General features: G+C 51.5%; 11 protein-coding genes. 4 read left to right on the top strand and 7 right to left on the bottom strand.

All coding sequences use genetic code 11. From position 1 onward, the window contains the following. Window positions 1–1306: murein biosynthesis integral membrane protein MurJ (gene murJ, locus GX659_03760; GenBank protein NLD27905.1), on the bottom strand; the 1306-nt coding region annotated here is incomplete at its 3' end. 83 nt (window positions 1307–1389) lie between these two features. Between murJ and rpsT the strand changes: the two genes are divergently transcribed. Continuing rightward, window positions 1390–1668 carry a 30S ribosomal protein S20 gene (rpsT, locus tag GX659_03755; protein ID NLD27904.1) on the top strand — a complete coding sequence of 93 codons (279 nt, stop codon included), beginning with the start codon at window positions 1390–1392 and terminating at the stop codon, window positions 1666–1668. A 321-nt stretch (window positions 1669–1989) separates the two neighbouring features. Here rpsT and GX659_03750 read toward each other — a convergent pair whose 3' ends face one another. Continuing rightward, the gene (locus GX659_03750) at window positions 1990–3483 is read right to left on the bottom strand and encodes a DegQ family serine endoprotease (protein NLD27903.1); all 1494 of its coding nucleotides are present in this window, start codon (window positions 3481–3483) and stop codon (window positions 1990–1992) included. A gap of 24 nt (window positions 3484–3507) precedes the next feature. Further along, a complete protein-coding gene (locus GX659_03745; protein NLD27902.1) occupies window positions 3508–3894 on the bottom strand; it encodes a DUF1844 domain-containing protein in 387 nt (128 codons plus the stop codon). A gap of 180 nt (window positions 3895–4074) precedes the next feature. Here GX659_03745 and bamD point away from each other — a divergent pair, with 180 nt between their 5' ends. The 3 genes from bamD to GX659_03730 are packed head-to-tail and all read left to right on the top strand — an operon-like array spanning window position 4075 to window position 7034. Continuing rightward, window positions 4075–4851, top strand: coding sequence for an outer membrane protein assembly factor BamD (bamD, locus tag GX659_03740; GenBank protein NLD27901.1), 777 nt, complete (start codon window positions 4075–4077; stop codon window positions 4849–4851). A 27-nt stretch (window positions 4852–4878) separates the two neighbouring features. Further along, entirely contained in the window at window positions 4879–5673 is a 795-nt protein-coding gene (locus tag GX659_03735; GenBank protein NLD27900.1) for a tetratricopeptide repeat protein, read from the top strand. Next, on the top strand, window positions 5670–7034 hold the full coding sequence (locus GX659_03730) for a class II fumarate hydratase (GenBank protein NLD27899.1): 1365 nt from the start codon (window positions 5670–5672) through the stop codon (window positions 7032–7034). The genes GX659_03735 and GX659_03730 overlap by 4 nt, the downstream gene beginning before the upstream one ends. A gap of 15 nt (window positions 7035–7049) precedes the next feature. Here the strand turns inward: GX659_03730 and GX659_03725 are convergent, their stop codons facing one another. From GX659_03725 to purS, 4 genes are read right to left on the bottom strand one after another with little or no spacing between them, the layout of a single operon-like run. Further along, window positions 7050–8456 carry an amidophosphoribosyltransferase gene (locus GX659_03725; protein ID NLD27898.1) on the bottom strand — a complete coding sequence of 469 codons (1407 nt, stop codon included), beginning with the start codon at window positions 8454–8456 and terminating at the stop codon, window positions 7050–7052. A 4-nt stretch (window positions 8457–8460) separates the two neighbouring features. Next, window positions 8461–10683, bottom strand: coding sequence for a phosphoribosylformylglycinamidine synthase subunit PurL (gene purL / locus GX659_03720; GenBank protein ID NLD27897.1), 2223 nt, complete (start codon window positions 10681–10683; stop codon window positions 8461–8463). Next, on the bottom strand, window positions 10680–11384 hold the full coding sequence (purQ, locus tag GX659_03715) for a phosphoribosylformylglycinamidine synthase subunit PurQ (protein ID NLD27896.1): 705 nt from the start codon (window positions 11382–11384) through the stop codon (window positions 10680–10682). The genes purL and purQ overlap by 4 nt, the downstream gene beginning before the upstream one ends. Window positions 11385–11403: 19 nt before the next feature. Next, window positions 11404–11646 (bottom strand): phosphoribosylformylglycinamidine synthase subunit PurS, encoded by a 243-nt coding sequence (purS, locus tag GX659_03710; GenBank protein NLD27895.1) that lies wholly within the window; start codon window positions 11644–11646, stop codon window positions 11404–11406. Between the last annotated feature and the right edge of the window lie 44 nt (window positions 11647–11690).

Raw genomic sequence — 11690 nt, 5'->3', positions numbered from 1 at the left:
TTCGTCTCATCAGATATAAGAGAATCACAAAATTAAAAAAGGAAGAAATTACAAGGGCGGCAGCAAGCCCCAAATGAAGGAAGCGGCCCATGAGCATCAGCGCAAAGACGGCGTTGATAACCACCGTTACAGCCGCAACATAGACAGGCGTCTTGGCATCGCGAAGCGCGAAAAAGCCTGGGACCAGATTTCTCACCCCGGAAACGAAGGGAATTTTCAACGCAAAGATGGCAAGCGCTGAGGCCGTCGCGGCGGAAGTTGCAGCGGTAAATTCTCCACGTTGAAAAAGGACATTGATCGATATCCCGGAGAGAAGAAAAAGGCCGACCATCGCCGGGATGGCGATCAGAAAGGCCAGCCTGAGGCTGAAGTTCAAGGTCTCCTTGAAGGACTGTGTGTCCTTCTCGGCGACGTTATCGGAGAGGGTGGGAAGCGCGGCGGTCGCCACGGATATCGCGAAGATTCCCAGCGGAAATTCCGATACCCTGTCTGCGTACCAGAGATAGGAGACGCTCCCCTCAGGCAGAAATGATGCCAGCAGCGTAACAACTAGGACGTTTATCTGATACACCGCCGCCCCGAAGGCAGAGGGTATCATGAGAAGGAGCACATCCTTGAGCGCCTTGTGACGCCAGTTGAAATTTATGCGCGGGATCATACCCTCTTTTGCCAGCGAAGGAATCTGCAGCGAAAGCTGTAAAACTCCACCTATGAGGACTCCGAGCGCAAGTCCGGTCGCAGGAAAATCGAACAGCTTTGATAAAATGACTGCGCCGAATATGATCGCAAGGTTCAGGAATATCGGCGAGGCTGCCGGTGCCGCAAATTTCTTGAGGGAATTTAAAATCCCCATCGCCAGGGCGACGAGGCTGATCAACATTATATAAGGAAACATCAGACGAGTAAGATAGACGGTCATTTCGAATTTTTGCGAGTCGCTGGCGAAGCCATAGGCTATGAGCTTCACGATGAGTGGGGCAAAGATAATCCCCGCAGCGACAAGAAGGGTCAAAAAAAGCGAAAGGTAGGTAAAGACTACCGATGCTGCCTCCAGTGCGTCCCTCCTGGTCTTTTTAAGATATGCTGTATAGACTGGCACGAATGCGACGGTAAGCGCCCCTTCGGCAACAAACCTGCGCAAAAGATTGGGAATTCTGAAAGCGACGTAAAAAGCATCGGCGATCTTTGTAGCACCGAAGGCCCATGCCATCACCGAATCCCGCGCCAGACCGGCAATCCGCGACAGAAAGGTAAAAAAGCCAACAACCCCCACTCGCCTGCTTATATTTGCGTGCTCATCCCTCATAAAAAACCCTGTAATTACTTGACAATCGAGGAGTCGGATGATACTTGCCGCCGCTACAATTTGCAATCAAGGAGTGAAGGATCATGGCTAACGCGAAGAGCGGAAAGAAGAAACTTGGCAGGGGTCGCCACGCTTCAACTATTAAAAGGGAGCGTCAAAATAAAAAGCGCAGGGCGATCAACCGCCACAACGTCTCCACTATGAGGACAGCGGTGAAAAAGGTCAGAGTCAACCTGAGCGATGAAACGCTCAAAGAGGTCCTGCCCTTGCTCGCGAAGTGCGTGCAAAAAGGTATCATCCATAAGAATAAGGCCGCACGCCTGAAAAGCCGCCTGACCAAGGCAGTCAATAAAGCGAAGTAAACTTAATTTCTATGAATCGAAAACCGCCAACCCATCAGGGCTTGGCGGTTTTTATTTTGCGATCATGCGCTGGACGTTATGACTTCTGGAAAAACAGGTTAAGGTTAAGTTGACCGGCAGGGACAGGATTCCCGCCTGCCCCGCAGTAGCGGCGGCTTACAGCATGCGGGAATGACGCTGTGATCGTCATCCCAGAGTGCTTCTATCGGCGGGGATCCAGCAACGACCGTGGCTCGTGACTGGTAAAGCGGATAAGAACACAAATTCAAAGGCCCCCGGAAATTCCGGAGGCCTCTCTCACACGAATGAACAATAAAACCCTCAGAGCTTGAAGGCGAGGTATATACTCGCAACTCCGCGTTTGATGAAAAGGCGAACCGGATCGCCGGTTTTCAGCTTTTCGACTGTTTTCATGTAATCCTCGACGCTCTGTATCTTGGAATCGTTTATCTCCAGGATTATATCGCCGGTGGCGATATTCGCGTAGGCGGCGGAAGACTCCGGATCGACCCTCTCTACATAAACCCCTTTGAAATCCGCCGGGACGCCAAGCTTCCTGGCATCCTCCGCAGAAACCGATTTGACGACGAGTCCCAGCTTGTCGGCCTTGCCACGATCGAGAGCCTTTTCCGCAAAGGCAACCTCCCCCTCCTTATATTTCCCAATCTCTATGGCTATATTCTTTTTCTCGTTCTTTCTGATAACCACAACATTCACCTTATTGCCGGGTTTTGAATTGCCTACCTGCAGCGAGAGATCGTACGGCTCCTCCACCTTTTCGCCGTTGAATTCTACTATGATATCCCCCCGAAGGAGCCCGGCCTTCGCAGCAGGAGAGTCGCTGTAAACCTCTGAGACCAAAGCCCCCTCGTTCTTCTCAAGGTTGAAGGACTTCGCCAGCTCAGGCGTGATCTCCTGTATTGAAACTCCCAGCCAGCCGCGAGAAACGCTCCCCTTTTCAACGAGCTCGGGAACCATCTGCTTCGCAAGATCTATTGGAATCGCAAATCCTATCCCCTGCCCACCTGCGTGAATCATGGTATTTAAACCTATAACCTCTCCTGAGAGGTTGAATAGCGGACCACCGCTGTTGCCGGGATTGATGGAAGCGTCGGTCTGGATGAATTTCGCATATGGCGCCCCGCCCCCTATCAGTCTGCCGATGGCGCTGACAACGCCAACCGTGACCGTATGATCCAGACCAAAGGGGTTCCCGATGGCCATAACCCAGTCGCCCGGACGCATAACGCTCGAATTGCCTAGCTTTGCAGCAGGGAGGCTCTCTTTGGTGTCGATCTTGATAACCGCGATATCGGTCCGTTCATCGACCCCCAACACCTTCGCCTTGAATTTTCGGCCATCGGAAAGGCTTACCTCTATGTCGTCGGCCCTGCTCACCACGTGGTTGTTGGTGAGTATCGTCCCATCCTTGTTGATGATAAAGCCGGAGCCAAGGCTTCTGGTGACCTGCTCCTGCGGCATACCATCAAAGAATTTTTCAAAAAAATCATCAAACGGATCATTGGGACCAAATTTGGGAAATGGAAAACTCTGGATTCCACGGCGTCCCGCCGCCTTTTTGCTGGTGGAAATATTTACGACCGCTTTGCCAACCCTCTCGGCGAGATCGGCAAAAGAAGTAGGGTCAACCTTCGCCCATGATGCTTTCATGGTATCCTGCGTCGGACTGGCGGAAGTGATATCGACGCTGTGTGCGTTCCTCATGCTGCCGGTCCAGACCACAGTTGCAGCGACAATTGCCGCGGTAAAAATGGAGACGACGATCAAAGCAAAAACAGAAAAACGTTTTTTCATCTTTCCCCCGTCAGATTTTTTGTATCACTTCTTGTGTTGAAGGTACTGAATTCTCAGATCGTAAAGCAAATGATCTATAAGTTTCTTTTCATCCTCGCTCAGGTTACCACGCGTCTTCTCCTCAAGAATCCCGATGATATCTATCGTCTGTTTTGCAAGAACCGGATCTGAGTCCTGCTTTCCCGTGGCAGGGTTCGGTATCATGCCCAAGTGAACCTGCGCGGATGTGGCAAGGGATAGCACAAAGGTAGAAAAGTCTATTTCATGCGCTGGAGATGCGCTCGAGGGATTTTTTTCAGCATCCTCGTTCCGCTTGGACTCGACCTCTCCCCTTTCCCGCCCCTCATTATCAAAACGCCTTTTGTCTGAGACCTTGAATCCTGAACTATCCTCATGATTGTCGGATACCATCGTTTCCCTCCACGCTGAAGGCCCGTGTTATCCTTCACCAAAATCTATGTCAAGCCCGTACAGTGAAATTAACGGCTTGATATCACGGACTTATATGGAGCCTAAGAAATCCTCGACAAGGGGTTAAAAGAAAAATTTTTTCTTTGCGATTTTTAATCCCATTACCTAGTATGCGCCGCCATGAGAGCAAAATCATTGACTATTTTGGCTGTTCTTCTTCTTCTGCCGGCATGTTCCAAAAAGCTCCCTCAGATAGGCGCTGGCAACCCGGATGAGGAGTTCAAACAATGCATGCACCTTTCCGCCAAAAATAAATTTGAGGATGCGGTGCAATGCCTAGAAATGTTCAAGGCCCGCTATCCGCAAACAAAACTCGGCCAGGAAGCGGAGCTCAGAATCGGAGACGCCTACTACGCCAAGAAGGATTATCTCCTCGCAGCAGAGTCCTACCTCGCTTTCATCAAGCTTCATCCAAGGAGTCCGCGCACGGACTACGCCCATTACAAAGCCGGCACATCCTATCTTTTGGAGACACCGAAGTCCATCGACAGGGACCAGGAATATCTCGACGATGCGATAGATCATCTTCGAATCCTGCTGCGCAGATATCCGGAAAGCCAATACAGGGACCTTGCGAAGGAAAAACTGAAGCAGGCCCTCCTCAAGGTCGCTCGCAGAACCTACTACGTGGGAAATTTCTATTTCAGGACAGGCGAGTACATAGCGAGCATCCCGCGTTTTATGACCGTTGGGGAGGAATTCCCGGAATCCGGACTTGCGGACAAAGCCTTCTATAAAGCGGTCATCGCCAACATCAGACTGGATAATATCGAGGGTGCAAAAACGGCATATAGCGCGTTGATGATGAAATTTCCCAGCAGCAAGTTCTGTAAGCAGGCCGAAAGGAAACTCTTGATTGCAGCGAAATCCGCTGAAAAAAAAGCTGCTAGGCGCTAGCTAAAATCGAATGAACCGGAGGATATGATGCGAGACAACGTCGGCGAACTCGTAACATTGGGCAAACAGCATTTCGAAAACAGGGAATATGAGCGTGCCGCCAAGTATCTTCAGAAGGTAATAGAGATGGAGTGCAAGTACGCCGATGTCTATAACATGATGGGAGTGATGGCACACGATGGCGGAAGGTTCGCCACCGCCATGAAATATTTTCAGGAAGCTTTAAATCTCAACCCAACCTACACCGAGGCAGTGCTCAATCTTGCAGTTCTTTACAACGATCTCGGCCAGTACGAGGACGCAAAAAAACTCTACAATGATTTAAAACAGACTTCGAAGAAAGTCTCCGGAAAAATTGAGCCGGTGCTCAAGGGGAAGCTTTCGAACCTTCATGCCGAAATCGGCGACATCTACAGATCGGTCGGCCTATACGATCACGCCATAGAGGAATATACAAAAGCTCTGACTTTGAATCCCAACTACTTCGACATCAGGACCAAGCTAGGCCAAGCGTTCCGTGAAGATGGAAAACTGAAAGAGTCCGTAAAGGAACTTGCCGCAGTAGTAAAAATTAAAAAAAGCTACTCACCGGCTCTCGTTCAACTCGGCCTCACCTATTACTCCATGGAAAAATTGCCAGACGCAAAAAAACTTTGGAAGAAAGCCCTCGAGGCGGATCCTCAGAACAAGTACGCACAGATGTATTTGAAACTTTGCGATTCTACATCGGGAAGTTCGAAGCAATCCCCTCTCACAGCGAGGAAGTCAACTCGTCAGGGCCCATCCAAGAAAACAAAGAAATCGGCCAAGAGGAAAAAATGACGGTATTCAAGACGGAAATCGATTCCTTCGGAAGGGTGAAGATACCTTCAGAAGCACTATGGGGCTCATCCACGCAGCGGGCCCTGGACAATTTTCCCGTAAGCGAAAGGCGTTTCCCCGCAAACTTCATCTCAGCGCTCGCACTCATCAAAATGTTTTCAGCGCAGAGCAACTTCGAGCTGGGCCTGATATCAAAAAAAGCATCTTCCGCTATAGTCAAGGCGGCGCGCGCGATATCGCAGGGAGAACACCTCGACCAGTTCCCTCTCGATATTTTCCAAACCGGATCGGGAACCTCGACCAACATGAACATGAACGAGGTGATAGCGCACCTCGCCAGCCACACAATCGACATACATCCGAACGACCATGTCAACAAGGGGCAGTCCTCCAACGACATAATGCCCAGCGCCCTTTACGTGGCATCCGCTGATGCGATCAAGAGATCACTGATACCAGCTCTTGAAACGCTTCGAAACTCCCTCAAGAAAAAATCTTATCAGTTCAGAAGAGTTTTGAAGACTGGCCGTACACATCTTATGGATGCCACCCCCATAACGCTCGGACAGGAGTTTTCAGGATGGACCAGGCAGATTGAAAGATGCAAAGGCTGGATAGAGGAAGATTTGCAGTCACTATTTGAACTTGCGATAGGCGGCACAGCCGTGGGCACCGCAATCAATACGCATCCGCTCTTTGCAAAGAAGGTCTGCGAGAAACTGTCGGCGCACTATTCCATAAAATTCGTTCCGGCCAAAAATTTCTTCGAGGCTATATCCTCTCATGGGGCGGCGCTGCGAGTAAGCGGCTCACTGAGAACCCTTGCCGTATCGCTGACAAAAATAGCTGAAGATATCAGACTTCTTGCTTCAGGACCTAGAAACGGGCTCGCCGAAATTGAGCTGCCAGCCCTGCAGCCCGGATCTTCAATAATGCCAGGCAAGGTCAACCCGGTTATTCCCGAGATGGTCGTTCAGGTCGCCGCTCAGGTCATAGCCAACGATATGGCGGTGGCGATGGGATGCAAAGGAGGCCACCTGGAACTCAACACACAGCTTCCACTCATATCCTCGAACTTGCTTGAATCGATAGAAATAATTTCGAACGCCTGCACGATATTGGCGTCTAAGTGCATTGATGGAATAGCAGCGCATGAAGAAAACTGCGCCAGAAATATCCAGATGAGCTTGGCGCTGGCAACGGCTCTCGTTCCCAAAATAGGCTACGCAAAAGCGGCCGAAGTATCGCGAGAAGCGCACAGGACTGGCAGAAGCGTGCGCGAAGCGGCTCTTTCCCTTCTAGATATTTCAACCGAGGAGCTGAACGCGCTTCTGGAAAAATACGGCCTGCCCGGAAAGTAAAACTCAAAAACATCGTCAGCTACCGCGGGGTTTTTTACGGAATTTTTGTGCCTCTTCCATCACATGAGGATTGTCTGCCAGATTCACCGGATAATCGCCGGTAAAACATGCATCGCAGAACCATTCACGATCTTCCTTTTTTTGAAACCAGTATAAACCCTCCTGAGAAAGATATCCCAGAGTATCAGCGCCGATGAACTCACGGATCTCTTCAATGGATTTCTTGGACGAAATCAGCTCGTCGCGCGTGGGCGTATCTATTCCATAAAAACACGGCCACGAAGTGGGAGGACTGGAAATCCGCATATGAACTTCTTTAGCCCCGGCTTTTCTGAGCATGCGCACTATCTTCATGCACGTTGTGCCGCGCACGATGGAATCATCGACCACGACAACCCGCTTCCCTTCCAAAACTTCGCGCACAGTGTTGAGCTTGATCTTGACGCCAAAATGCCGGATCTCGCTTTTGGGTTCGATGAACGTTCTGCCGACGTAGTGATTTCTGATCAAACCCATTTCGAATGGGATGCCCGACTCGTGCGAATATCCTATCGCTGCCGGGACTCCGGAATCGGGAATTGGTATCACGACATCCGCATCGACCCTGTGTTCTTTTGCAAGCATTTTCCCGAATCCGACCCTGATCGGATAGACATCCCTGTAGAAGACATGGCTGTCGGGCCGCGCAAAGTATATATACTCGAATATGCACTGAGCGCACTTGCCCCCGTCGCTGGCAGGGACCCGAAAGCTCTGCATCTCACCGTTCTTGAAAACTACGATTTCGCCAGGTTCCACCGGACGAATGAACGATGCGTTTATTAAGTCAAGCGCACAGCTCTCGGAGACGACCACATAGGCATCGTCGAACCTGCCGATCGAGAGTGGCCGAAAACCCTTCGGATCCCTCGCAGCTATCATCATTCCGTTGAGCAGAAATACCAGCGAGTACGCCCCTTCTACCTTTGCAAGAGCTCTCGCGATCCTTTCAACTACGGAGCCGCCCCGCTCTCTGGCGATCAGGTGCATGATAACTTCGCTGTCCATGCTCGATTGGAATATCGCTCCCTCTTCCTCAAGGCGCGATCGCTCGCAAAGCGCGTTGGTGAGATTTCCGTTGTGGGCGATGGCCATACTCTCGCCACGGCTCTTTATTATGAAAGGCTGAGCGTTCTCAATAGAAGAAGGGCCCGAGGTAGAATACCTGACATGGCCGATAGCATTTTTGCCGATGAGTTTTTTAAGGTTCTTTTGGTCGAATATATCCGCCACCAGCCCCATCTCGCGATGCTGGTAAAAGCGGTTTCCATCCGAGGTCACGATCCCTGCGCTCTCCTGACCGCGATGCTGCAAGGCATAAAGCCCCAGATAGGCCAGGTTCGCCGCCTCAGCATGATTATGAATACCGACTATGCCGCACATCGATTCAAATCTTTTCCCCGACTATCGCCGGAATCGTCGCACACCAAGCCTGATAGAGGCTGCCGAGATCGGATGATATGCAATCGTTGATCTCCAGTTTGGCTCCACCCACCACTCCGATTTTCACCGCTGCGGCACCAAGTTCCCTAGCGATGGATATAACCTGGTCGGCATTTGATGGATCGACTGAAAGTACGATGCGCGACGCCGCCTCTCCGAAGAGAAGCGCATCGATGCGCATATCTCCCTCTATTTGCACCTTTGCGCCTATCATCCCATCGGGCCTGCTGATCGAAGATTCCGCCAGAGCCACCGCCAGACCGCCCTCCGAAATATCGTGGGCCGATTTTACGAGCCCCCTGCGTATCCCGGTTCTGCAGGCATTTTGGACAGCCTTCTCCTTGTCGAAATCCAGGAGCGGAGTCCTACCAGCGACTCGATCGTGGATGGCCTTCAGGTATTCGCTTCCTCCGAGGTCGTCGGTGTTTCTGCCTAGCAGGATTATGATATCGCCATCGTCTTTCCACCACTGCGTACAGTGACGATCGACGTCGTCTATAAGCCCCACCATCCCTATGGTTGGAGTCGGATAGATTGCCTGTTCCTTCGTCTCGTTGTAGAAGCTCACGTTGCCTCCGGTTATCGGAGTGCCGAACTGCTTGCAGGCATCGGTAAGCCCGGCGATCGCCTGCCTGAACTGCCACATGATGTGGGGATTTTCAGGATTGCCGAAGTTGAGGCAGTTTGTAATGGCCAGAGGAACAGCTCCGGCACAGGAAAGATTTCTTGCTGATTCGGCCACCGCTAGAACCGTCCCCATATAGGGATCAAGATAACAATACCTGCTGTTGCAATCGGTTGAAATGGCGATGGCCTTTTTCGTTCCTTTTATCCTAACTACCGCCGCATCCGAACCAGGGATAACCACCGAGTTCGTCCTCACCATATGATCGTACTGTTCCCAAACCCATTTCCTGCAGCAGAGATTCGGTGAAGCAATCAACTTGGCGAGAACTTCGTTCATGTCAGAAGGAACTGGCACAGAGGCAGGATCCAGCTTTTGGACCTCTTTTTGCCAGGGGGGCTCCTGCACCGGCCGCTCATAGAGAGGAGCCTGATGAACTATCGGGGCCACCGGGATTTCAGCTACTATTTTTCCGCCATGATGTATGCGAACATGACCGCTGTCGGTAACTTTTCCGATCACTGCGACATCGAGCCCCCACTTCTCAAATATCTCGCGGACATCCGACTCGCGCCCCTGTTTTGCAACTATCAGCATCCTTTCCTGCGACTCCGAAAGCATGAGCTCGTATGCGCTCATCCCTTCCTCGCGCTGTGGGACCCGGTCGAGATCAAGATCCATACCGGAGCCAGCCCTGTCGGCCATCTCAAAGGAAGAACAGGTGAGCCCCGCTGCGCCCATATCCTGAATTCCAACTATCGCGTCTGTTTTCATCAGCTCGAGACATGCCTCGAGGAGGAGTTTTTCGGTGAATGGGTCACCTACCTGAACTGTGGGACGACGCTCTTCCTGCCCTTCGCCAAATACATCGGACGCCATCGTCGCGCCGTGGATGCCATCCCTTCCGGTCTTGGAACCGACGTAGATCACGGGATTGCCCACACCGCTGGCCTTGCCCAGAAAAATTTTCTCCGAATCCATGATGCCCAGTGTAAATGCGTTCACCAGAATATTCCCGTCGTAGCATTCGTCAAAGGCAACCTCACCGCCGACCGTTGGGATTCCCATTGTATTTCCATAACCGCCGATCCCCGCCACGACCCCCCTCACCAGGTACGGTGTCCTGGGATGGGATGCCTTCCCAAAGCGCAAGCTGTTCATGTTGGCTATCGGCCTGGCTCCCATCGTGAAGATATCTCGAAGAATTCCACCGACGCCAGTGGCAGCACCCTGGTAAGGCTCTATGAACGAAGGATGATTGTGGCTTTCCATCTTGAAGCAGGCTGCCTGGCCATCGCCTATGTCAACCACTCCGGCGTTTTCTCCCGGCCCCTGCAAAACCTGAGGCCCCTCAGTCGGAAGGGTTTTCAGATAAACTTTAGAGCTCTTATAGGAGCAATGCTCCGACCACATCACCGAAAATATTCCCAGCTCGGTGTAATTTGGATCGCGCCCCAGAACTTCCTGGACTCGCTTGTATTCGTCCGGCTTCAGACCGTGTTCAGCTACGACTTCAGGTGTAATTATCGGTTCATTTTTCATCTCGCGCCCCCTCTCTCGAGCGCAGCCAGCATCGATTTGAAAAGTTTAATGCCATCGGAATTGCCAAGGATCGATTCGCTGCAACGTTCCGGATGCGGCATGAGGCCACAGACGTTGCCCTTTTCATTTATCACCCCGGCCACCGACCCTTCGGATCCGTTTGGGTTCGCATCGCCCCCGACCTTTCCATCTGGAGAGCAATACCTGAAAAGAATTTGCCCCTTATCCTCCAGGCGCTGCATAAGTTTTTTGTCCGCCGTAAAATTGCCGTCCATGTGGGCAATCGGAATTTTAAGAACATCTCCTATCGCACAGGAATTCGTAAATGGCAGATCGTTTCTTTCCACCCTCACGTGGATCTCTTTGCATACGAACTTAAGCGAGGCATTCCTCATCAGGGCGCCGGGCAACAGAGAAGCTTCCTGAAGTACTTGAAAGCCGTTGCATATCCCCATCACAAGGCCGCCCTTGTCGGCAAACTCCCTGATGCTGTTCATAACAGGAGAACATGCCGCCATCGCTCCCGACCTCAAATAGTCGCCGTAAGAAAAGCCGCCTGGAAGGATTATGCAGTCATAGCCGCTTAGATCAGTCTCCTTGTGCCACACGAACTTTGCGTCATGACCGAGCAGATGTTTGATCACGTGATAGCAGTCGTCGTCGCAGTTGCTTCCTGGAAAAACAATTATACCAAAATTCACAATCAGCTCCTCTCCTGTTTCACTCGACAATCTCTATTCGGTAGCTCTCTATCACAGTATTGGCCAAGAGCTTCTCGCACATCTCCGCAAGTTTAGCCTCTGCCTCTTCCCTCTGCGAATTGGCCAGTTTCACCTCTATATACTTGCCTATCCTCACTCCGCTGACCCCCTTATATCCCATAGACTCGAGCGTCCTGTGAACGGCCTCGCCCTGAGGATCATGAACTCCCTTTTTAAGCGTGACGTAAACCTTCGCTAGCATCGTAAATCTCCTTCCATGCAGCCGGCTGAATCGCGGGCGTGCGG

This window comes from Myxococcales bacterium, from assembly GCA_012513515.1.
In the GTDB taxonomy this organism is placed as follows: domain Bacteria; phylum UBA10199; class UBA10199; order 2-02-FULL-44-16; family JAAZCA01; genus JAAZCA01.
Note: the sequence above shows the minus strand (reverse complement) of the source record. Positions and strands in the feature narration are given on the sequence as shown.